Origin of the sequence: Aerosticca soli (assembly GCF_003967035.1) — a bacterium.
Classification (GTDB): domain Bacteria; phylum Pseudomonadota; class Gammaproteobacteria; order Xanthomonadales; family Rhodanobacteraceae; genus Aerosticca; species Aerosticca soli.
In genome coordinates this window covers 1,598,218-1,619,637 of the sequence record NZ_AP018560.1, presented here as the reverse complement: position 1 = coordinate 1,619,637, position 21,420 = coordinate 1,598,218, and the positions used below count along the sequence as shown (strand labels likewise).

At 67.1% G+C, this 21,420-nt stretch carries 18 protein-coding genes and 1 pseudogene; 15 read left to right on the top strand and 4 right to left on the bottom strand.

The features are described from left to right. Positions 1-96: 96 nt before the first annotated feature. Together ALSL_RS07615 and ALSL_RS07610 are read right to left on the bottom strand one after the other, a co-directional pair. Positions 97-2,478, bottom strand: a complete 2,382-nt coding sequence (locus ALSL_RS07615; RefSeq protein WP_126537949.1) for a 3-hydroxyacyl-CoA dehydrogenase/enoyl-CoA hydratase family protein — start codon at positions 2,476-2,478, stop codon at positions 97-99. Positions 2,479-2,536: 58 nt separating this feature from the next. Beyond that, positions 2,537-3,151, bottom strand: a complete 615-nt coding sequence (locus ALSL_RS07610; protein ID WP_126537947.1) for a TetR/AcrR family transcriptional regulator — start codon at positions 3,149-3,151, stop codon at positions 2,537-2,539. 241 nt (positions 3,152-3,392) lie between these two features. On the opposite strand from ALSL_RS07610, the gene ndk reads away from it, so the two are divergent. The 8 genes from ndk to moeB all read left to right on the top strand — a co-directional run bounded on the left by ndk (position 3,393) and on the right by moeB (position 11,494). Further along, positions 3,393-3,824, top strand: a complete 432-nt coding sequence (gene ndk / locus ALSL_RS07605) for a nucleoside-diphosphate kinase (RefSeq protein ID WP_126537945.1) — start codon at positions 3,393-3,395, stop codon at positions 3,822-3,824. 49 nt (positions 3,825-3,873) lie between these two features. After that, positions 3,874-5,031, top strand: a complete 1,158-nt coding sequence (gene rlmN, locus ALSL_RS07600; protein WP_161970939.1) for a dual-specificity RNA methyltransferase RlmN — start codon at positions 3,874-3,876, stop codon at positions 5,029-5,031. Next, a complete protein-coding gene (gene pilW / locus ALSL_RS07595; protein ID WP_126537943.1) occupies positions 5,021-5,890 on the top strand; it encodes a type IV pilus biogenesis/stability protein PilW in 870 nt (289 codons plus the stop codon). Before rlmN ends, pilW begins: the two co-directional genes overlap by 11 nt. Further along, complete coding sequence (locus tag ALSL_RS07590; RefSeq protein ID WP_126537941.1) at positions 5,887-6,876, top strand: helix-turn-helix domain-containing protein; 990 nt, start codon at positions 5,887-5,889, stop codon at positions 6,874-6,876. Before pilW ends, ALSL_RS07590 begins: the two co-directional genes overlap by 4 nt. 99 nt (positions 6,877-6,975) lie before the next feature. Continuing rightward, complete coding sequence (locus ALSL_RS07585) at positions 6,976-7,623, top strand: YfgM family protein (RefSeq protein ID WP_126537939.1); 648 nt, start codon at positions 6,976-6,978, stop codon at positions 7,621-7,623. After that, positions 7,620-8,831: an outer membrane protein assembly factor BamB gene (bamB, locus tag ALSL_RS07580; RefSeq protein WP_174928833.1), complete on the top strand. Its 1,212-nt coding sequence runs from the start codon at positions 7,620-7,622 to the stop codon at positions 8,829-8,831. The genes ALSL_RS07585 and bamB overlap by 4 nt, the downstream gene beginning before the upstream one ends. A gap of 23 nt (positions 8,832-8,854) precedes the next feature. Next, complete coding sequence (der, locus tag ALSL_RS07575; protein WP_126537937.1) at positions 8,855-10,261, top strand: ribosome biogenesis GTPase Der; 1,407 nt, start codon at positions 8,855-8,857, stop codon at positions 10,259-10,261. 66 nt (positions 10,262-10,327) lie between these two features. Beyond that, positions 10,328-11,494 (top strand): molybdopterin-synthase adenylyltransferase MoeB, encoded by a 1,167-nt coding sequence (gene moeB / locus ALSL_RS07570; RefSeq protein ID WP_126537935.1) that lies wholly within the window; start codon positions 10,328-10,330, stop codon positions 11,492-11,494. Here moeB and ALSL_RS07565 read toward each other — a convergent pair. Then, on the bottom strand, positions 11,491-12,066 hold the full coding sequence (locus tag ALSL_RS07565) for a GNAT family N-acetyltransferase (protein ID WP_126537933.1): 576 nt from the start codon (positions 12,064-12,066) through the stop codon (positions 11,491-11,493). The two genes, moeB and ALSL_RS07565, sit on opposite strands and share 4 nt — an antisense overlap. A gap of 59 nt (positions 12,067-12,125) precedes the next feature. Here ALSL_RS07565 and folD point away from each other — a divergent pair, with 59 nt between their 5' ends. The 7 genes and pseudogenes from folD (at position 12,126) to ALSL_RS07525 (ending at position 19,894) form a co-directional block, all read left to right on the top strand. Continuing rightward, positions 12,126-12,983 (top strand): bifunctional methylenetetrahydrofolate dehydrogenase/methenyltetrahydrofolate cyclohydrolase FolD, encoded by an 858-nt coding sequence (folD, locus tag ALSL_RS07560; RefSeq protein WP_126537931.1) that lies wholly within the window; start codon positions 12,126-12,128, stop codon positions 12,981-12,983. 60 nt (positions 12,984-13,043) lie between these two features. Next, the gene (guaB, locus tag ALSL_RS07555) at positions 13,044-14,501 is read left to right on the top strand and encodes an IMP dehydrogenase (protein WP_126537929.1); all 1,458 of its coding nucleotides are present in this window, start codon (positions 13,044-13,046) and stop codon (positions 14,499-14,501) included. Between the two features lie 134 nt (positions 14,502-14,635). Continuing rightward, on the top strand, positions 14,636-16,216 hold the full coding sequence (guaA, locus tag ALSL_RS07550; protein WP_126537927.1) for a glutamine-hydrolyzing GMP synthase: 1,581 nt from the start codon (positions 14,636-14,638) through the stop codon (positions 16,214-16,216). Positions 16,217-16,526: 310 nt separating this feature from the next. After that, a pseudogene (locus ALSL_RS07545) lies at positions 16,527-16,931 on the top strand (integrase arm-type DNA-binding domain-containing protein); the annotation flags it as partial. 192 nt (positions 16,932-17,123) lie between these two features. After that, complete coding sequence (locus tag ALSL_RS07535) at positions 17,124-17,861, top strand: type IV toxin-antitoxin system AbiEi family antitoxin (protein WP_126537925.1); 738 nt, start codon at positions 17,124-17,126, stop codon at positions 17,859-17,861. Then, positions 17,858-18,778, top strand: coding sequence for a nucleotidyl transferase AbiEii/AbiGii toxin family protein (locus ALSL_RS07530; RefSeq protein ID WP_126537923.1), 921 nt, complete (start codon positions 17,858-17,860; stop codon positions 18,776-18,778). Before ALSL_RS07535 ends, ALSL_RS07530 begins: the two co-directional genes overlap by 4 nt. A gap of 384 nt (positions 18,779-19,162) precedes the next feature. Further along, positions 19,163-19,894 carry a CPBP family intramembrane glutamic endopeptidase gene (locus tag ALSL_RS07525; protein WP_126537921.1) on the top strand — a complete coding sequence of 244 codons (732 nt, stop codon included), beginning with the start codon at positions 19,163-19,165 and terminating at the stop codon, positions 19,892-19,894. Here the strand turns inward: ALSL_RS07525 and ALSL_RS07520 are convergent. Beyond that, positions 19,870-21,291 (bottom strand): short-chain fatty acid transporter, encoded by a 1,422-nt coding sequence (locus ALSL_RS07520; RefSeq protein ID WP_174928832.1) that lies wholly within the window; start codon positions 21,289-21,291, stop codon positions 19,870-19,872. The genes ALSL_RS07525 and ALSL_RS07520 overlap by 25 nt on opposite strands. Between the last annotated feature and the right edge of the window lie 129 nt (positions 21,292-21,420).

The window sequence follows — 21,420 nt, the reverse complement described above, 5'->3', positions numbered from 1 at the left end:
GGCTTTGCTGCGATTCAAAAAAGGTGACGTCGGAAAGGCAGGCCAAACTGCGGCACGCGGCTTGGCCTGCGTTCGGTGCTTCGTCCCGTGGCGCGGTCAATTCCTGAGCGGCTTGCCCGTCGCCATCGTGTGCGCGATGCGGGCCTGGGTCTTCTCCGTCTTCGCCAGTGCGACGAAATGCCGGCGTTCGAGATCGAGCAGCCATTGCTCGTCCACGCGGGAGCCGCGCTCGATCGCGCCGCCGCACAAGGTGTCGGCGATGCGCGTGGCCACGGCCACGTCGTGCTCGGAGGCGAAATAGCCAGCCTGCAGATTGGCGAGCTGGGCGCGGAAGGTGGCGGTGCCGACATCGCCGGCGACCGGGATCGCGCGCTCATACAGCGGTGGCCGCCAGCCGCTCTCGGCCAGGGCCAGGGCGGTCTTCTTGGCCACGTAGAGCAATTCGAAGGGATTGAACACGACGACGTCGCTCTCGCGCAGCAGGCCCATGTGCTTGGCCTCCAGCGCGCTGCCGGAGACCTTGGCCATCGCCACCGTCTCGAACACCTTCTTGAGCGCCTCGAACGGATCGGCCGGGTTGGCCTTGCCCGCACGCAGGGCGAGTTCGTGCAGACCGCCGCCGGCCGGCAGCAGGCCGACGCCGGCCTCGACCAGGCCGATATAGCTTTCCAGCGCCGCCACGGTGCGTGCCGAGTGCATCTGGAACTCGCAGCCGCCGCCCAGGCACAGGCCGCGTACCGCCGCGACCACCGGCACCAGCGCATGCTTGATGCGCATGCTGGTGCGCTGGAAGTTGGCAACCATCGCCTCGAAAGCGTCAAACTTGCCCGCCTGCAACAGCGCGAGCACTCCCTTGAGGTCGGCGCCGGCGGAGAACGGCTCGCCGGTCTGCCAGATCACCAGCGCGCCGAGTTTTTGCTCGGCAAGGTCGATGGCATGCTGCAGGCCGTCGAGCACCTGGTCGTTGACCGTGTGCATCTTGGTCTTGAACGAGACGATGCCGACGCCGTCATCGCCCAGCGTCCACAGCCGCAGGCCCTCGTTTTCCCACAATGTCGTGCCCTGATCGAAGGTCTCGCCCAGGATCGGGTCGGGAAACAGCTGGCGGCGATAGACCGGGTGATGCGACCGCGGCTTGTACTTGCCTTCCGCGGCGGACCAGGAACCTTCCTTGCCGTGCACGCCGGCGCGGCCGTCGGTGACCCAGGCGGGCAGCGGCGCCGTGCTCATCGCCTTGCCGGCGGCGATGTCCTCGGCGATCCAGCCGGCCACCTGCTGCCAGCCGGCGGCCTGCCAGGTCTCGAAGGGGCCGAGCTTCCAGCCGTAGCCCCAGCGGATGGCGAAGTCGACGTCGCGCGCGGTGTCGGCGATGGTGGCCAGGTGATAGGCGCTGTAGTGGAAGAGGTCGCGGAAAACCGCCCACAGGAACTGCGCCTGCGGGTCGGTCGAGGCGCGCAGCCTGGCGAATTTTTCGGCCGGGTCCTTGATCGCGAGGATGGCGGCCACTTCCGCGGAAGCCTGCTGCGATGCCGGCACGTAGTCCTGCTTGGCCACATCGAGCACCACGATGTCCTTGCCGAGCTTGCGGTAGAAGCCGCCGCCGGCTTTCTGGCCCAGCGCGCCTTTTTCGATCAGCGCGGTCAGCCAGGCCGGCGCCTTGAAGTGCGCATGCCAGGGGTCGTCGGGCAGGGTCTCGGCCATGGTGCGGATGACGTGCGCCATGGTGTCCAGACCGACCACGTCCGCGGTGCGGTAGGTCGCGCTCTTGGGCCGGCCGATCGCCGGGCCGGTCAGCGCATCGACCACGTCGAAACCGAGGCCGAACTGCTCGGTGTGATGCATGGTCGCCAGCATCGAGAACACGCCGATGCGGTTGCCGATGAAGTTCGGCGTGTCGCGGGCGGTGATCACGTTCTTGCCGAGGGTGGTGGTGAGAAAGGCCTCCAGCCCGGCGACGACGGCCTGGTCGGTCGCTCGCCCCGGAATCAGCTCGACCAGCGCCATGTAGCGCGGCGGGTTGAAGAAATGCACGCCGCAGAAGCGGTGGCGCAGTCCTTCCGGCAGCGCTTCGGCCAGGCGGTTGATCGACAGGCCCGAAGTGTTGGAGGCCAGCACCGCGGTGGGCGAGACGTGTGGGGCGATCTTGGCATACAGGTCGAGTTTCCAGTCCATCCGCTCGGCGATGGCCTCGATGATGAAGTCGCATTCCCGCAGCCAGTCCAGGTTTTCCTCGTAATTGGCCGGGATGATCGCCTCGGCGCGGTCCTTGTCGGCCAGCGACGAGGGCGAGAGCTTCTTCAGGTTCTCGATGGCCTTGAGCACGATGCCGTTCTTGGGACCTTCCTTTGCGGGCAGGTCGAACAGCACGGTCTCGACGTCGGCGTTGGTCAGGTGCGCGGCGATCTGCGCACCCATGACGCCGGCGCCGAGCACCGCGGCCTTGCGGATGCGCAGCGCGGATGTGGGCAGTGCGGTCATTGGCTTCTCCGGTGGTGGATGGTGGGGTGTCGCGCGTGCGGCACCCGGGATGGGGTCATCATGGCGCGCGCAATCCGGCGGCCGCGAAGCGCACCAGATGGGCGATGGTTTCCTCGCGATGCTCGGCCTCGCCGACTCCCTCGCGGCGGCGGATCATGCCGAAGCCGGACATCGCGTGGGTCAGTGCGCCGGTCATGAGGTCGATGCGCCAATAGAGCTCCTCGCGGCTCAAATGCGGCAGCAGGCGAGCGAGCTCGGTGGCGAACCGGCGCATGACGTGGCCGTAGTTTTCCGACAGGAACCTGCGCAGGGAGTCGTCGTGCTCGGCAAACGCCCGCGCCAGCACGCGGACGAAGAGCGAGCCGTCGCCGTGGCCGTCGATCTCCAGCGCCGGGCGGATGAAGGCGTCGAGCACCTGTTCCAGGCTGGCTTCGCCGTGTGCCTTGGCCCTGTCGAGGGCGGCCAGGCGCTGGGTGTTCAGGCGGTCCAGGCGCCGGCGGAAGACCTCCTCGACCAGTCGCTCCTTGGAGCCGAAGTGGTAATTGACCGCCGCCAGATTGACGCCCGCCGCCGCGGTCAGTTGCCGCAGCGAGGCGCCGTCGAAGCCTCGCCGGGCGAACAGTTTTTCCGCCGCGCCGAGAATCCGTTCCCGGGTCGTCGCTGAGCTGGTCATCAGTCACTCGGACGCGAATCAAACGAGCGTTTGAGCATAAGCAGGGCTTGGGCACCCGTCAAACGCTCGTTTCTCCGCAGGATGTGACGGTCTGCGCCAAGCCGCGTCTTTCAGGCTTGCGTGGCGGGGAGAATCTGTCAGACTTTTACAAATATCCGCGTCGGCCCTGCGCTACAAAAACGCGTTGCGGACCTTCCGACCGGCCATTCTCCTTATCTTTCATGAATCCCGGAGCAGACCCATGGCGCTGGAGCGCACCCTTTCCATCATCAAGCCCGATGCCGTCGCCAAGAACGTGATCGGCGAGATCTACAGCCGTTTCGAGAAGGCCGGTCTCAAGATCGTCGCCGCCAGGCTCACCCAGCTGTCGCGTCGCGAGGCCGAGGGTTTCTATGCGGTGCACCGTGAGCGGCCGTTCTTCAAGGCGCTGGTCGAGTTCATGATCTCCGGACCGGTGATGATCCAGGTGCTGGAAGGCGAGAACGCGATCGCGAAGAACCGCGAGCTGATGGGTGCGACCAACCCCAAGGACGCCGCGCCGGGCACCATCCGCGCCGATTTCGCCGAGTCGATCGACGCCAATGCGGTGCACGGTTCCGATGGCCCGGACACCGCGCGCGAGGAGATCGCCTATTTCTTCGCGCAGACGGACATCCACGGCAATCGTTCCTGATCGCCGGGATCCGATTCGCACACGTCACGCAGAGTCCCGCTGAAAGGTCGTGAACATTCCCGCATCCCTGCCATCGGACCCGGCCGCGCAGTCTGGCAAGGTCAATCTGCTGGATTTCGACCGGCAGGGTCTGCGCGACTTTTTCGCATCGCTCGGCGAGAAGCCGTATCGCGCCGATCAGGTGATGAAGTGGATCTACCATCGCCTGGAAAGCGACTTCGCCCGCATGACCGACGTCGGCAAGGCCTTGCGCGCCAAGCTCGAGGACACCTGCTACGTCGGCCCGCCGCGCACGCTGTTCGACAAGGCCGCCGCCGACGGCACGCACAAGTGGCTGCTCGGCATGGACGGCGGCAACGCGATCGAGACGGTGTACATCCCCGAGCCCAGCCGCGGCACGCTGTGCGTTTCATCGCAGGTGGGCTGCGGGCTCAATTGCCGGTTCTGCTCCACCGCCACGCAGGGCTTCAACCGCAACCTCGCCACCGCCGAGATCATCGGCCAGATGTGGGTGGCGGCCAGGCACCTGGGCAACGTCACCCATCAGCAGCGACGCATCACCAACGTGGTGATGATGGGCATGGGCGAGCCGCTGCTCAATTTCGACGCCGTGGTCGCGGCGATGCGGCTGATGCGCGACGACCTGGGGTTCGGCCTGGCTTCCAAGCGTGTCACGCTGTCCACCGCCGGGCTGGTGCCGATGATCGACAAGCTCTCCGAAGTCATCGACGTCTCGCTCGCGGTGTCCCTGCACGCGGCCAACGACGAGCTGCGCACCGAGCTGGTCCCGCTCAACAAGCGCTATCCGATCGCCGAGCTGATGGACGCCTGCCGGCGCTGGCTGGCGCGTCGTCCACGCACCTCGATCACCTTCGAATACACCTTGATGAAGGGCGTGAACGACCAGCCCGAGCATGCGCGCCAGCTGATCAAGCTGATGCGCAAGCTGCCGACCGGCACCGCCAAGGTGAACCTGATCCCGTTCAATCCGTTTCCCGGCACGCAGTTCGAGCGTTCCACGCCCGAGGTCATCCGCGCCTTCCAGACCCAGCTGCTCGAGGCCGGCGTGCTGACCATGCTGCGGCGCACGCGCGGGGATGACATCGACGCCGCCTGCGGTCAGCTGAAGGGCCAGGTGCTCGACCGCACCCGGCGGCAGGCGAGTTTCCGGCAACACCTGGCCGCGGGAGTGCCGCATGCCTCTTGAGGGCGCGCGCACGCATCCCGCGTCCGGCCTGGGCCGCATTTCCGCTCGGTCGCTCGGGCCGGGCGCGCCGGCGAGGTACTGGTCGGCTGCGCTTGCCGCGCTGCTCCTCGCCGGTTGCGTGACTACCTCGCCGAACGGCACCACGCTCACCCCGTCGGGCGAGGTTCCGCACACCAGTAAACGCGACGAGGCCCGCGAGGCGGCGCGCATCCATACCGAACTCGGCCAGCAGTACCTGGCCAGCGGCGACTTGCAGACCGCGCTCGAAAAACTCGACAAGGCGCTCAAGTTCGACCCGGGTTATGCCCCGGCGCACACCGTGATCGCGGTGGTCTACGAGCGGATCGGTCGGCCGGCGGATGCGGAAGCCCATTACCGCAAGGCGGTGGCGCTGCAGCCGGACAAGGGCGACTTCAACAACAACCTCGGCGCCTTCCTGTGCAAGGCCGGCAAAACGGACGAAGGGGAGAAATACCTGGCCCGCGCCGTGGCCGATCCTTTCTATGCCACCCCCGACATGGCCTGGACCAACGACGGGATATGCCGTCTGCGCGCGGGCGACACTGCCGGCGCACAGGCCAGTCTGCGCAAGGCGATCGCGCTCAATCCGCAAAACGCCGAAGCCTTGTTCCAGCTTGCCAACCTCAACTATCTGGACAACGATATGCTGCGTGCGCGCGCTTTCATGCAGCGCTTCGACGCGCTGGGCCAGCCGAGCGCCGCGGCGCTCAAGCTCGGTCACGATATCGAAAGCCGCCTGGGCAACACGGATGCTGCCCTCGATTACCGCCGGCGCCTGCACAGCCTGTTCCCGGATTCGGAGCAGGCGCGCGCCCTCGATGCCACTGCAAGCCCATGAATCCACGGCATAGACACCAGCCCGTCGCCCGGGTTGCCGATGACCAGGCTCCAGGCCTGGAGCCAAGGCCCGATCTGCCACGGGAGCCGGACTGTCCTTCGTCCGAGGCTTTCGCCCAGCGACTGCGTGCCGCCCGCGAGGCGCGCGGCCTCAGCGTCGAAACCTGCGCCCAGGCGCTCAAGCTGCCCTCGCGGGTGCTGCGTCAGATCGAGAGCGGGCAGGCCGACCGGCTCGACCACGGCGTCTATCTGGCCGGCTACATCGGCAAATACGCCCGTCACCTCGGCCTCGAGGAGTCCGAGATCGCGGCCGAGATCGCCCGGATCAAGTGCGAGGAACCGCCGCTCGTCGCCACCGGCGGCATTTCCCGTTCCCGCTACCTGCTCGAGCGTTACGCCACGGCGGCCACCTACGTGCTGTTGACTGCGGTCATCGTCGCGCCGGTGATCTGGCTCGGCGTGCGCGGTTCGCTCGATCGCGATGCCAGCCATCTGGCGCCGCTCGATGCCGCGCCCGTGGCCCAACAGGATGCCCAGCAGGGCTCGCCGGGGAAGGCGGCCAACCCGACTTCGCCCACTCCGCGGATGCCGGTGGTCGAGGAAGGGCAGCCGCTACTGGCCTCGATGGCACCCTTTCCGAATCTCGATAGCGAATCGCCGTCGCTGGCTCGGCCCAAGCCGGCCGCGGAAAACGCCGCGCCGGAAGCCGCGGTGGGCGGGCACGTGCTCGAACTCTCGCTCAAACAGGCCAGCTGGGTCGAGGTCACCGACGCCAAGGGCACCCGCCTCGAATACGGCCTGCTGCCGGCCGGTACGCGCAAGAGCTATCGCAGCGAAGGGCCGCTCGAGGTGCGCATCGGCAATGCCGAGGGCGCCGAGGCGACGCTCGATGGCCAGCCGGTGACGCTGGAGCCTTACCGGCACGCCAATGTCGCGCATTTCCGCGTGCGGCTCGAGGACGGCAAGGCGGCGCCTGCCGGGCTGTGATGCCTGCTGTCGTGCGGGTGGTTTGGGTTATGCTTGCCCGCTTGTGGGCCGCGTCGATGACGCCGTGGCCCAGGCGCGGCATGGCTGGACAGGTGATTCATGGCATTTGAGGTCTACGACGATTACGAACAGGGCGAGCGCGTCCGGCAGTGGCTGCGCCAGAACGGCCTGTCGATCATCGTCGGCGTCGGCATCGGGCTGGTGTGCATCTTCGCCTGGCAGCAGTGGCGCAGCCATCAGGACAGCCGCCAGCTGGAAGCGGCGGAGCTCTATCAGCGGGCCCAGCAAGCCCTCGCCGCCGGCCGTGAAGCCGAGGCCGACCCATTCATCGAGCGTCTGCAGAAAGACCATGCCGACAACGGCTATGCACCCTTCGCCGTGAGCCAGCGCGCAGTGCGGCAATTGCAGGCGGGGCATGCCGATCAGGCCATGGCCTCGCTGCAATGGGCCGAGGATCACTTCAAGGACCCGGCGCTCAAGCATCTGACCGCGCTGCGCATGGCGCAGGTGGAACTGGCCGACGGCAAGGCTGCCGACGCCCTGGCGCGCATCGATGCGGTCGGCGCCGAGTTTCCCGGCCTCGCCCAGGAATTGCGTGGCGATGCGCTGAGCCGGCTCAAGCGGCCGGACGAGGCGCGCCAGGCCTATCAGGCCGCCATGGCCGCGCTGGATGAACAAGCCCCGCAGCGCAACGTGCTGCAGATGAAGATCGACGACCTGGCGACAGCCGGAAAGCAGGGTGCATGAACGTGAGCTTGAGCAAACGCGCGCTGCTGGTCGCGTCCCTGGCCCTGCTGGCGCTCGCCGGCTGCCATTCCTTCAAGAAGGAGAACGTCCAGCCGCCGACGCCGCTGGCCAAGGATTTCAAGCCCAGCCTCGAGGTGAGCCGCGTGTGGTCTTCGAGCGTCGGCAAGGGCGCTGGCGAGACCGGCCTCAGGCTGCGTCCTTACGTCGCCGATGGCGTGCTCTATGCGGCCAGCAACGATGGTGTCCTCGCGGCCTTCGATGCCAACGACGGCAAGACGCTGTGGTCGAAAAAAACGCGCACGCACGGCTGGTTCGGCTGGGGTGACAAGGGACGCAAGGATGGCTTCTATGCCGGCGGTCCGTTCGTCGCCGGGGATCTCCTGGTGATCGGCACGCTGGATGGCCACGTCTACGCCGTCAACGCGAAGGACGGCAGCCCGCGCTGGGAGGCCGCATTGCCTTCCGAGGTGCTCGCCACGCCGGCGATCGCCGACAGGCTCGTACTGGTGCGTACCGGCGACGGCCGGGTCTACGGCCTGGACGCCGATACCGGCGAGCGCCGCTGGGTCTACGACCAGAGCACCGTGCCGCTGCTCAGCCTGCGCGGGAATGGCCCGCTGCTCGTCGCCAACGGTGTGGTGTTCTTCGGCAGCGATGCCGGCCGTCTGGTCGCCCTGCGCCTGGACAACGGCGAGAAACTCTGGGAGCAGCGTCTGGCCAGCGGCGAGGGCCGCACCGACATCGAGCGCCTGGACGATGCCGATGGCGCCATCCTGCTCGACGGCTCCACGCTGTACGGCGCGGCCTACCACGGCAATCTGGTGGCGGTCGACGGGCCCAGCGGCCGTCCGCTGTGGTCGCGACCGTTTTCCACCTTCACCTCATTGGCACTGGGTGGCCAGGCGGTGTATGGCGTCAACGACGAATCGCAGGTGTGGGCCTTCGACAAGAGCGGCGGCTCCGACCTGTGGAAGAACCCGGCCCTCAAGTACCGCTGGCTGAGCGGGCCGGCGGTGCAAGGCAGCTACGTCGTGGTCGGTGATCTCGAAGGTTACGTGCACTGGCTCAAGGCCGACGACGGTGCGCTCGCCGCGCGCGAGCGCCTGTCGAAGAAGCCGATCCGGGCGCAGCCGCTGGTGGTGGGCGACATGGTCTACGTCGAGGACATCGCAGGTCACGTCGGCGCCTACCGACTCGGCGCGCATTGAACGCCGGCGATGCCCGTGCCGCCATGCTGCCCGTCGTCGCCCTGGTCGGCCGTCCCAACGTCGGCAAATCCACCCTCTTCAATGCCCTGACGCACAGTCGCGACGCGCTCGTCGCCGATCTGCCGGGCGTCACCCGCGATCGCCATTACGGCATCTGCCGGCTCGGCGGGCGGCCGTTCGTGGTGGTCGACACCGGCGGCCTGTCCGGAGTGGAAGAGGGGCTCGACGCGCTCACGGCCCGCCAGGTGCGCCGGGCGATCGCCGAGGCGCAGGTGCTGGTGTTCGTGGTCGACGCGCGCGAGGGCCTGCTGCCGCAGGATCGCGCCATCCTCGACGAGCTGCGCCGCAGCGGCAAGCCGATCGTGCTCGCGGTCAACAAGACCGACGGCCTCGACGTGCACGAGGCGCTCGGCGAATTCGCCCGCTTCGGCATCGCCGCCACGTTGCCGCTCTCGGCGGCGCACCGGCGCGGCGTGGACGAGCTGATCGAGGCCCTGCTGCCGTGGTTGCCCGAGGATGCGGGCGAAACCGATGCCTTGGCCGCCGAGGACGCCGAGGCCATCCGGGTCGCCATCGTCGGCCGGCCCAATGCCGGCAAGTCCACCCTGATCAACCGCCTGCTCGGCGAGGAGCGTCTGATCGTCTCCGAAGTCGCCGGCACCACGCGCGATCCGATCCGCGTGCCGCTGGAGCGCGACGGTCATCGCTTCGTGCTGATCGACACCGCCGGCGTGCGGCGCCGGGCGCGCATCGACGAGGACGTGGAGAAGTTCAGCGTCATCAAGACGCTGCAGTCGATGGCGGCGGCGCAGGTGGTGGTGCTCTTGGTCGACGCCCGCGAGAACCTCGCCGATCAGGATCTCACCCTGATCGGGCAGGCGGTGGAAGCCGGCCGCGCGCTGGTCATCGCGGTCAACAAGTGGGATGGACTCGATACCTACCAGCGCGAGCAGTGCCGGCTGGCGCTGGAGCGACGACTGGCTTTCGTCGACTGGGCCAAGGTGGTGTTCATCTCCGCGCTGCATGGTTCCGGGCTGCGCGAACTGATGCGGGCAATCGTCCGCGCGCATGCCGCGGCGACGCGGGTGCTGGCCACGGCCGATCTCACCCGCACGCTCGAAAAGGCCTATGCGGACTACCAGCCGCCGCTGGTGCGCGGACATGCGCCCAAGCTGCGCTTCGCCCATCCGGGCGGCAACAACCCGCCGACCATCGTCATCCACGGCAGCCGCACGCGGCACATCGCGCCGGCCTACCGGCGGTATCTGGAAAACGTCTTCCGTCAGCGCTACAAACTCGAAGGTACGCCGGTCCGCATCGAGTTCCGCGAGAGCGAGAACCCGTATGCAGGGAAGAAAAACGTGCTCACCGAGGGACAGCTGCGCAAGCGCCAGCGCATGATCCGCGAGATCAAGCGCCGCAAGCGCTGAAAAAGCCGTGCCGACGATGCCGCGATGAAGCGGCCTTGACCTTCCCGCGCGTAAGCTTTGAGACGCATGAGCTCACCCGATCGCGACACTTGGCTTTCCGAACTGCGCGCCCGCATCCGGCAACTGCCGCCGGCCGAGGCGCTGGCGCGGCAGGCGCAGGGCGCGCTGCTGATCGACGTGCGCGAGGAAGACGAGCGCCGCGCCGGCATGCCGGCCGGTGCGCTCGGCCTCTCGCGCGGGTTCCTCGAATTGCGCATCGAGCAGGCCGAACCGGACCGGCGTCGGCCGCTCCTCGTGCTGTGCGGCAGCGGCCAGCGTTCGCTGCTCGCCGCCGAGGCCCTGCAGCGACTGGGGTATGCGGACGTCGCCTCGGTGGCCGGCGGCTTCGAGCGCTGGAAGGCCGAAGGCCTGCCGGTGACGCAGGCGACGCTCGATGCCGATGCGGCCGAGCGTTATGCGCGCCAGCTGCGGCTGCCGCAGGTCGGCGAAGCGGGGCAGGCGAAACTCGGCGCGGCCAAAGTCGTGTTGCTCGGCGCCGGCGGTCTCGGCGCGCCGGCGGCCCTGTATCTGGCCGCAGCCGGTGTCGGCCGGCTCACCCTGATCGACGACGACCGCGTCGAGCGCTCCAACCTGCACCGGCAGGTGATCCATGCCGACGCGCGCGTGGGCATGGCCAAGACCGAGTCGGCGCGCATGACGCTGGCCGCGCTCAATCCGCGCGTGCGCGTGGAGACGCGCACCGAGCGCTTGCGCGCGGACAACGTGGAGCGCCTGCTCGAAGGTCACGACGTGCTGATCGACGGCGCCGACAATTTCCCCGCCCGCTACCTGCTCGCCGCCGCCTCGCTTAGGCTCAAGCTACCGATGGTCTACGGCGCGGTGGAGCGCTTTGGCGGGCAGGTCAGCGTGTTCGATCCGCGTCGCGCCGATTCGCCCTGCTACCGCTGTCTGTTCCCCGAGCCGCCGTCGGCCGCCGATGCGCCCAATTGCAGCGAGGCGGGCGTGCTCGGCGTGCTGCCGGGCATCGTCGGTCTGCTGCAGGCGACCGAGGCGTTGAAGCTGCTGCTCGGCATCGGCGAGCCGCTGGTCGGCCGGCTGCTCGCCTTCGATGCCCTGGCGATGCGCTTTCGCGAGACGCGCCTGCCGCGTGACCCGGCCTGTCCCGGCTGTGGCGCGGGGGCGGTCTTCCGCGGCTACGAGGACATCGCCGCCTTTTGCGCGGCGGCAGGCTAGGGTGCCGGCTTGCTGCTGGCGAAGTCCTCCGCCACCAGCGCATACATGGCCGCATCCACCGAGTTGCCGCCGATCACCAGACGTCTGCGGGCGATACCCTCGAAGCGTGCCGCGGCCTTTTCGGCGGTCCGCCGGCTGGGCAGGTTGTGTTCGGCCACCATGATCTCCAGGCGGCGCAGGCCCAGATGGGCGAAGGCGAAGGGCGCCAGCAGCCGCACCGCCCGCGCGGCGAGTCCGTGCCCCTGATGGGGCTCGCCGATCCAGTAGCCGATGTTGGCGGTCAGGTGCTCGCGCCGGAACTGGTTGACGCCGATGCAGCCAAGCGGCGGCCCCGCGCCGGTCGTGATGGCCAGCGCGCATTCGCCCTCGCCGCTTGCCCAGCCTTGGTCGACCTCAGCCAGCCAGCGCAGCGCATCGGTGAGCGCATAGCTGGGCGTGCACCAGCTCATCCAGCGGCCGATGCTGTCCATGGAGGCATGCAGGAGGTCCACCAGCGCCGGGGCGTCATCCCGGCGCCATGGGCGCAGGCACAGCTCGCGGTCGTGCAGCATGGGTGGCAAGAGCGCGGTCATGGGTTTGTGCGTGATGCGGCCTGCCGCGATAATGCCTGGTTTACGGACTACACGAACCCATGGGCGCACGCATCCTCGACGGCAAACGCATCGCGCAGGAACTGCTCGAGCGCATCGCCCGCCGCGTCGCCGAGCGTAAGGCGCAGGGGTTGCCAGAACCCGGGCTGGCGGTGGTGCTGGTCGGCGACGACCCGGCTTCCGCCGTCTACGTGCGCAACAAGCGCCGCGCCTGCCAGCAGGTCGGCTTTCGCTCTTTCGCTTACGATCTGCCCGCGCACACCACGCAGGACGAACTCTTCGCCCTGATCGACCGGCTCAATGCCGACCCCGCCGTGCACGGCATCCTGGTGCAGTCGCCGCTGCCCGCGCACATCGACGAGGACGCGCTGGTCGACCGCATCGATCCGGCCAAGGACGTGGACGGCTTCCATGCGGTCAACGTCGGCCGGCTGGTGCTGCGCCGGTTCGGTTTGCGGCCGTGCACGCCCAAGGGCGTGATGACCCTGCTCGGACATACCGACCGGCCCGTGCGCGGCCAGCATGCGGTCGTGGTCGGGGCTTCCAACCACGTCGGCCGTCCGCTGGTGCTGGAGCTCCTGATCGCCGGTTGCACGGTGACCTGCTGCCACCGCTTCACCCGGGAGCTTGAGGACTTCGTGCGTCAGGCGGACATCCTGACCGTGGCGGTCGGCCGGCCGGGCCTGGTCAGGGGCACATGGATCAAGCCCGGCGCGGTGGTGATCGACGTCGGCATCAACCGCCTCGACGACGGCCGCCTGGTCGGCGACGTCGAGTTCGCACCCGCGGCCGAGCGCGCCAGCTGGATCACCCCGGTGCCCGGCGGGGTGGGGCCGATGACCGTCGCCACGCTGATGGAAAACACCCTGGAAGCGGCGCAGGCGCGCCCGTCCGGCTGATTCCTCTCGCCGCCCGGGTCGGTGCGCGCGTATAATTTTTTCTTTGAGCGAGACCCATCGATGCGCATCCTCGCCGAGGCCCTGACCTACGACGACGTCTATCTCGTCCCGGCCCATTCCCAAGTGCTGCCGCGCGACGTCGATACCTCCACCCGGCTCACCCGCACCCTGCGCCTCAACATCCCGATCGTGTCCGCGGCGATGGACACGGTGACCGAGGCGCGGCTGGCCATCACCATGGCCCAGCAGGGCGGCATCGGCATCATCCACAAGAACCTCACGGTGGAGCAGCAGGCCGCCCAGGTGCGCCAGGTCAAGAAGTTCGAGGCCGGCGTGATCCGCAACCCGATCACGGTCGGCCCGCAAACCTCGATCGGCGAAGTGCTGCGGCTGACCCGCGCCAACAACATCTCCGGCGTGCCGGTGGTGGAGGATGGCAAGCTGGTCGGCATCGTCACCAGCCGCGACCTGCGTTTCGAGCGCAAGCACGGCGACCCGGTGCGCAACATCATGACCCGCCAGGACAAGCTGGTCACGGTGAAGGAGGGTGCCAGCCAGGACGAAGTGCTCCAGCTCCTGCACCGCCACCGCATCGAGAAGGTGCTGGTGGTCAACGGCGACTTCGAGCTGCGCGGGCTCATCACCGTCAAGGACATCCAGAAGGCGCGCGACAACCCGAACGCCGCCAAGGACAGTCACGAACGGCTGCTGGTCGGCGCCGCCGTGGGCGTGGGCGGTGACACCGAGCAACGGGTGGCCGCGTTGGTCGAGGCCGGCGTCGACGTGCTGGTGGTGGACACCGCGCATGGCCACTCGCAGGGCGTGATCGACCGCGTGGCCTGGGTGAAGAAACACTTCCCGCAGGTGCAGGTGATCGCCGGCAACATCGTCACCGGCGATGCCGCGCTCGCCCTGCGCGATGCCGGCGCCGACGCGGTCAAGGTCGGCGTGGGTCCCGGCTCCATCTGCACCACGCGCGTGGTCGCCGGCGTCGGCGTGCCGCAGATCACCGCCATCGACCTCGTCGCCAGCGCGCTCAAGGACGACATCCCGCTGATCGCCGACGGCGGCATCCGCTATTCGGGCGATATTCCCAAGGCGCTGGCGGCCGGCGCCTCCAGTGTGATGCTGGGCTCGATGTTCGCCGGCACCGAGGAATCGCCCGGCGAGGTCGAGCTGTTCCAGGGGCGCTCGTACAAGAGCTATCGCGGCATGGGCTCGCTCGGCGCGATGGCGCAGGGCTCCAAGGACCGCTATTTCCAGGAAGAAACCGACGCCGACAAGCTGGTGCCCGAGGGCATCGAGGGTCGCGTGCCGTATCGCGGTCCGCTGCGCAACATCATCCACCAGCTGATCGGCGGCCTGCGCGCCTCGATGGGGTATCTCGGCGCGGCCACCATCGAGGACGTGCGCCACAAGGCACAGTTCGTCAGGGTGACCGGCGCCGGCGTCACCGAGGCGCATCCGCACGACATCCAGATCATCAAGGAAGCGCCCAATTACCGGCTGAACGCTTAAAAAACAAGCGAACGATGCCGGGAGCCGGCGGGTGAGAGCCGCTCCCGGCGTTTTTCCGACCCTTAAAAAACCGGCCGCCGACATCCTTTGGCGCGCTGGCCTTTTTCCTCATTTCCCTTCGCGATGGGCAGTGCATGGCCGACATCCACAGCGACAAGATCCTCATCCTCGATTTCGGCGCGCAGTACACCCAGCTGATCGCCCGTCGCGTGCGCGAGATCGGCGTCTATTGCGAGATCTGGGCCTGGGATCACGACCCGGCCGCGATCGCCGCATTCCGCCCCAAGGGCATCATCCTTTCCGGCGGCCCGGAATCGACCACCCGTGCGGACGCGCCGCGCGCGCCGGAAGAGGTCTTCAACCTGGGCGTGCCGGTGCTCGGCATCTGCTACGGCATGCAGACCATGGCCGTGCAGCTCGGCGGCGCCACCGCGGCCGGGGAAGCGGGGGAATACGGGCATGCCGAGGTCGAGGTGATGGTGCCCGATGCGCTGCTCGGCGGTCTGAGCGACCATGCCGGCGCCGCGCGGCTCGACGTGTGGATGAGCCACGGCGACCACGTCGCCGCGCCGCCGCCGGGGTTCACCGTCACTGGCCGCACCGATCGCGTGCCGATCGCCAGCATGGCCGACGAAAGCCGCCGCTGGTACGGCGTGCAGTTCCATCCCGAGGTCACCCACACCTTGCAGGGCCGCGAACTGCTGCGGCGCTTCGTGGTGGACATCTGCGGCTGCGCCACGCGCTGGACTCCCGCCAACATCATCGACGACCAGATCGCGCGCATCCGCGCGACGGTCGGCACCGACCATGTGCTGCTCGGGCTTTCCGGCGGCGTGGATTCCTCCGTCGTCGCCGCGTTGCTGCACCGGGCGATCGGCGACCAGCTCACCTGCGTGTTCGTCGACACCGGTCTCCTGCGCTGGAAGGAAGGCGACCAGGTGATGGCGACCATGGCCGAGCACATGGGCGTGAAGGTGATCCGCGTCGATGCCGCCGACCGTTTCTTCGCCGCCCTGGCCGGCATCAATGATCCGGAAGCCAAGCGCAAGACCATCGGCCGCCTGTTCGTGGAGATCTTCGACGAGGAGGCCGCCAAGGTCACCGCCGCCGGCCACGGCCAGGTCAAGTGGCTGGCGCAGGGGACGATCTACCCGGACGTGATCGAGTCGGCCGGCAGCCGGACCGGCAAGGCGCACGTCATCAAGAGCCACCACAACGTCGGCGGCCTGCCCGAACGCATGCAGCTCAAGCTGATCGAGCCGCTGCGCGAGCTGTTCAAGGACGAGGTGCGCCGCATCGGCGTCGAGCTCGGCTTGCCGCGCGCCATGGTCTATCGGCATCCGTTCCCCGGTCCCGGCCTGGGTGTGCGCATCCTCGGCGAAGTGAAACGCGAGTACGCCGAGCTGCTGGCCCGCGCCGACGCCATCTTCGTCGAGGAGTTGCGCAAGGCCGATCTCTACGACGCCGTGAGTCAGGCCTTCGCCGTGTTCCTGCCGGTGAAATCCGTCGGCGTGGTCGGCGATGCGCGCGCCTACGAATGGGTGATCGCGTTGCGCGCGGTGGAAACGGTCGATTTCATGACCGCCCACTGGGCGCATTTGCCGTACGACTTCCTGGGCAAGGTATCCAACCGCATCATCAATGAAGTGGGCAACATCTCGCGCGTCGTCTACGACATCAGCGGCAAGCCGCCGGCGACGATCGAGTGGGAGTGAATTGACGTCCTTCGAGGACTATCGCCAGCTATCGAAAAACTGACTTAACGTGTTGATTTAGAAAGAAATACGTCACAGCAGCTATCGGTGGCTATCGCCGGCCAGCAGAAAAAGTTGGCGGTAGAGCTGACGGTAAAAATCGAGGCCGGATTAAGACGCTCTCGTTCACTATTCAGATTTTTACCGTCTTTGACGGTAAAAGCCTTCTTGGGAATGCTTGTTTTGTGCGGCTTTCCGGGCATCAGCGGGTCTCCAGGTCCTTGACGGTAAAACCTGACGGTAAAGCCGTCACAAGCCGGAGGAAACCTCGATGCTTACTGACGCTGCACTACGAAATCTGAAGCCTAAGTCCAGGATTTATAAGGCTTCTGACCGGGACGGAATGTACGTGACGGTATCGCCTGGCGGCACTGTCACCTTCCGCTACGACTACCGCCTCAACGGCCGCCGCGAGACGCTGACCCTCGGGCGCTACGGCCCCGGCGGCATCTCACTGGCGATGCCGCGCGAACTGCTCCTGGACGCGCGCAAAGCCGAACTCAAGGGCACCTCGCCTGCGCTCGAAAAGCAGCGCGAGAAGCGCCGGGTGGTCGCCATCAAAACCTTCGGCACAGCGATGGAGACGTGGTTGGCCAATGCACGATTGGCAGACAGCACCCGTGCCATGCGCAAGCACATCATCGACCGGGACATCCTGCCGGTCTTCCAGAATCGCCATGCTGGAGGCGTTCATTGCGGGGGATCGGTGGTTCAGACGGGGCAGGGGAGACGACACCCGACCGGCCCCCCGCGCGGCCATGCCGAAGGGGTGAGCGTTTTGGATATGTTGTGATTGTCGTATCCAGACTACGACTGTAGGCACTATATCAAATTGACTTCTGCTTGGGAAAGTTTTAGAAATCGTAGTATGGCTACGACTACTTCAAGCAAGTTAAATGCCCTCTACACCCGGCTGGCACCGGGGACGCCACTGACCTCGGAAGACTTGGCGGCGCTGGGCATCTCTGCCGACCTGACCGTCCATTACGTCCGGGCAGGCTGGCTCACGCGCCTGGCCCGCGGGGTGTACGTCCGCCCGAACGACACCCTGGCCCTCCATCCCAGCCTGCTGCTGTTGCAGCGTCGGTTCGAGGGGCTGCACGTCGGCGGCAAGTCGGCGCTGGACTGGTATGGCGTGCGCCAGTACGTGTCGCAGCAACCTGTGCTGCATTTGTATGGCTGGACGGCGGCCCGTCTGCCGGAGTGGTTCATCGAACGCTTCCCGGCCGAGTACCACCGCAAGCGCCTGTTCGACGAGCAGCCGACCGCCTTGCTGCACGTCGGACCATTCGAGAAGCGCAGCGGGGCGCCGCAGGTTTCGGCGCCGGAGCGCGCCTTGCTGGAACTGTTGAGCGAAGTCGGGGTGCGCCAGCCCTTGCAGGAAGCCCGCGAACTCGTCGAAAGCGCGTACAGCTTGCGCGCCGATGTGCTGCGCGAGCTGTTGCAGCACTGCACGAACATCAAGACCGTTCGGTTATGCCTGCAATTTGGTCGCGAGGCGTCGTTGCCTTGGGCGGCGAAGCTCGATCCGGCAATGCTGCCGACGGGCAGTGATCGGCCTTGGGTGTCCCGATCGGCCGATGGCTTGCTGGTGCTCAAGCCATGAACCAGACCTATCTCGATACCGCGCGCCTGCTGACGCAGGTGGCGCCGCTGGTGTTCGTGGACGACACGTTCGCATTGAAGGGCGGCACTGCGATCAATCTGTTCGTGCGCGACATGCCGCGCTTGTCGGTCGATCTTGATTTGGTCTTTCCCGATCACACGCTGCCGCGTGATGAGGCGCTGACGCGCATCAACGAGGCTGTCAGGCAAGCCGCCGAACGGTTGATGAAGCAGGGGTTCCAGACGCACGCGCCGGCGGCCGCGGCAGGGGAGACGAAGCTGCTGGTGCGTCGTGGCCCGATCCAGGTCAAGGTCGAAGTCAACTTCGTCATGCGCGGCACGGTGCAGCCGGTGCGTCGCGCTTCGCTCACGCCAACCGCCCGCGACACCTTGCTGGCCGATCTGGAGATTCCGCTGGTGTCGCTGGAGGACGTGTACGGTGGCAAGCTGGTCGCAGCGTTGGATCGGCAGCACCCGCGCGACCTGTTCGATGTGATGCAGCTCTTTGCACACGAAGGCATCACGCCCGGCATCCGGCGTGCGTTCGTGGTCTATCTGTCCAGCAGCAACCGACCGATCCATGAAGTGCTGTTCACGCCGCTGCGAGACATTCGGCATGACTACGAGCACAACTTCCAAGGCATGACGGCCGAGCCCGTCCCACTCGATGCGCTGCTCACTGCGCGAGAACGCATGGTGCGCGAACTCCAGCAGGGCTTGGACGACAACGAGCGACGCTTCCTGCTGTCGCTGGCCGCTGGCACGCCGGAGTGGTCGCTGCTGGGCATCGCGCACCTCGAACAACTGCCGGGCGTTCGCTGGAAGCTGCACAACCTGGCGCAGTTGCAGAAGACCGATGCGAGGAGGTTCGCCGAGCAGGCCGACTTGCTCGCTGCGCGGCTGGCTGCGCTATCCTAGGGCTGGTCGATGATGAGCCGATGCCGCGCAAATCCGCGCCAGCAAAGGGCGTGTTTTTCTGACGGTAGAAGCGACGGTAAAGGCCCATGTCGATCAAAGCCAATCCCTTTAATCATGCGGACTTGCGCGACTCGTTGATGATCGAGTGGGAGTGATTGGTCTCGGTAGACAGCTTCAATAACGCCAAATACCTCTAGGCCCGCATAGTGCGGGCTTTTTTTACGGTAGTGACGGCAGTTCGGAAGCGGGAGGTGCTACGTGCCGCATTGGATTTTGCGTTGCCTGTTATGGACCGTAACTGCTTCTGTATGCGCTGGTATAGCGGGATGTGCCGCATCGCGGCGATCACGGCACTGGGTCGGCCTCGCATGGTTTGGTGCTTACATGCTGTTCGACACGCTCGTCACCATGGGCGGTTTGCAGCTCAATGCGGTGCTGGGTCTTTCCTACAACTGGCTTGGCAAGGGAGCGTGTTCTATCGCGGCGGTTCTATTCGTGACATTCGGCCCCCTGCAACGGGCAGAGGTCGGTTTTTGCATGCCGATTCGTTGGCGGGGCGCGTACTTGTGGGTACTGCTGGGACTGATGGTCTTCGCAGTGATGTTCGCGCCCGATTTGCAGGTCGGAGCGGAATCCTTCGGGTACCAATTGACCATGCCCGGGATTGCCGAGGAACTGACCTATCGAGGCATCCTGCTGGCGCTTCTGTTGCGCATATATGGAAATGACGCCCGGGCCATGTGGCTGGCGGCGTTGGTCACCAGTGTCGCCTTTGCCTGCATCCATGATCTGGATTTCCACGGTAAGCGGATCATTTGTCCGCCGGGACCGTTCGCATTCCATTTCGCGATGGGGATGTTTTTCGCCTGGATACGCTTGAGCACGGGCAGCCTGCTGATGCCGATCCTGGCCCATAATCTGTACAACACGGCTGCTGAAATGGGTGGCTTGTGGCGTCTTGCTGCCGGTCAAGTCGCAGCACGGGCGGCCAGCGCAAGAGCAGTGTGGGCAGTGTCCGCTCGACCCATCACACCCGTGCCTCGCGGATGGCCAAGCAATGATCGACCCAGCGCTCGGGTAGAAGTCACCGACTACGGCATCACCGGCGGCACGTAGGGCAGGGTGAGGCCGAGCAGCCACAGCAGCCCGAGCACCAGCGGTACGTGGATCAGGAACTGCGGGAAGGTGTAGCCGACCACGTCGCGCGCCTTGAGCCCCAGCACGCCGAGCAGCGGCAGCATCCAGAACGGGTTGATGAGGTTGGGCAGCGCCTCGGCGGCGTTGTACACCTGCACCGCCCAGCCCAGATGCACGTGCAGGTCGTTGGCCGCCTGCATCACGTAGGGCGCCTCGACCAGCCACTTGCCGCCGCCGGAGGGCACGAAGAAACCCAGGATGGCCGAATAGGCGCCGATCACCGCGGGGAAGCTCTCGGGTGAGGCCACGCGCACGAACAGCTGCGACAGATGATGCGCCAGGGTCTGGCCGTCGCTGCCCGGTGCATGCGTGAGCAGCGCGGCGATGCCGCCGTAGAGCGGAAACTGGATCAGCACGCCGGCGGTGGACGGCACCGCGCGCGTCACCGCGTCGAGGAAGCTGCGCGGTCGCCAGTGCAGCAGCAGCCCCAGCGTCAGGAACAGGAAGTTGTAGGTGTTGAGGTCGGCCACCACGGTGGTCGCCGGCTTGCTGGCGAACTGCCAGCCGAGCCAGCCCAGGCCCAGGATGCCGATCAGCACCGACAGGAGCGGGCTGTATTCCAGCCATTCGCCGGGGCGGGCGCGTGGCGGCAGCGCGGGCACGGAAAGGTCCGGCGCGATGCCGAAATCCTGCGCGGTGCGGGCGTTGGCATCGCGTGGCGCGGTAAGCCAGCACACCAGCAGGGAAACCGCGATGAGCACGGCGGTGAGCACGATCGACTGCCACAGGAAGATCGTCTCGGTGAAGGGCAACACGCCGGTGATGGCCAAAAGGCCCGGCGGCATGCTCTTGGGGTTGGCCTGCAGCTGCGCGGCGGATGAGGACAGCCCCATCGCCCAGACCGCGCCGAGGCCGAGATAGGCCGCCGCGGCGGCGGCGCGGTAGTCCATGCGCAGATCCGTGCGCCGCGCCAGCGCGCGCACCAGCAAGCCACCGAACACCAGCGAGAAACCCCAGGACAACAGCGAGGCGAGCATGCTGATCAACGCCACGTAGCACACCGCGCCGCGTCCGGTGCGCGGCAGCTTCGCCAGCCGTTCGATGAAGCGCGCCACCACCGGCGCGGTGGCGACGACATAGCCGCCGATCACCACGAAGGTCATCTGCATGGTGAAGGGGATCAGGCTCCAGAAACCGTCACCGAAGGCGCCGACGGCGACCCTGGGCGTGGCGCCGAAGGCCAGCGCGGCGATCGCCACGATCACCACACCGAGCGCGGCGAACACCCAGGCGTCCGGGAACCAGCGCTCCGACCAGGCCGCGCAGCGCAAGGCCGCGCGGGCCAGCACACCTTCCTTCGCCGTCTGCTCTTGCATGGCTGCGATCCCCCGTGATGCGGTCCCGGGCATGGTGGCAACGCCCGTGGGCGGCGGCAAGTCGGACCAAGGTCGAACGGCAGTCGCCATCGCGTACGCAGGCCCGCCGGGTTGCACCGCATGCGTGAC

Bases quoted from the DNA above. Each gene is read 5' to 3' on its own strand.
- ALSL_RS07615 (WP_126537949.1), bottom strand. From the start codon at position 2,478: ATGACCGCACTGCCCACATCCGCGCTGCGCATCCGCAAGGCCGCGGTG.
- ALSL_RS07610 (WP_126537947.1), bottom strand. From the start codon at position 3,151: ATGACCAGCTCAGCGACGACCCGGGAACGGATTCTCGGCGCGGCGGAA.
- ndk (WP_126537945.1), top strand. From the start codon at position 3,393: ATGGCGCTGGAGCGCACCCTTTCCATCATCAAGCCCGATGCCGTCGCC.
- pilW (WP_126537943.1), top strand. From the start codon at position 5,021: ATGCCTCTTGAGGGCGCGCGCACGCATCCCGCGTCCGGCCTGGGCCGC.
- ALSL_RS07590 (WP_126537941.1), top strand. From the start codon at position 5,887: ATGAATCCACGGCATAGACACCAGCCCGTCGCCCGGGTTGCCGATGAC.
- ALSL_RS07585 (WP_126537939.1), top strand. From the start codon at position 6,976: ATGGCATTTGAGGTCTACGACGATTACGAACAGGGCGAGCGCGTCCGG.
- bamB (WP_174928833.1), top strand. From the start codon at position 7,620: ATGAACGTGAGCTTGAGCAAACGCGCGCTGCTGGTCGCGTCCCTGGCC.
- der (WP_126537937.1), top strand. From the start codon at position 8,855: ATGCTGCCCGTCGTCGCCCTGGTCGGCCGTCCCAACGTCGGCAAATCC.
- moeB (WP_126537935.1), top strand. From the start codon at position 10,328: ATGAGCTCACCCGATCGCGACACTTGGCTTTCCGAACTGCGCGCCCGC.
- ALSL_RS07565 (WP_126537933.1), bottom strand. From the start codon at position 12,066: ATGACCGCGCTCTTGCCACCCATGCTGCACGACCGCGAGCTGTGCCTG.
- folD (WP_126537931.1), top strand. From the start codon at position 12,126: ATGGGCGCACGCATCCTCGACGGCAAACGCATCGCGCAGGAACTGCTC.
- guaB (WP_126537929.1), top strand. From the start codon at position 13,044: ATGCGCATCCTCGCCGAGGCCCTGACCTACGACGACGTCTATCTCGTC.
- guaA (WP_126537927.1), top strand. From the start codon at position 14,636: ATGGCCGACATCCACAGCGACAAGATCCTCATCCTCGATTTCGGCGCG.
- ALSL_RS07535 (WP_126537925.1), top strand. From the start codon at position 17,124: ATGGCTACGACTACTTCAAGCAAGTTAAATGCCCTCTACACCCGGCTG.
- ALSL_RS07530 (WP_126537923.1), top strand. From the start codon at position 17,858: ATGAACCAGACCTATCTCGATACCGCGCGCCTGCTGACGCAGGTGGCG.
- ALSL_RS07525 (WP_126537921.1), top strand. From the start codon at position 19,163: ATGCTGTTCGACACGCTCGTCACCATGGGCGGTTTGCAGCTCAATGCG.
- ALSL_RS07520 (WP_174928832.1), bottom strand. From the start codon at position 21,291: ATGCAAGAGCAGACGGCGAAGGAAGGTGTGCTGGCCCGCGCGGCCTTG.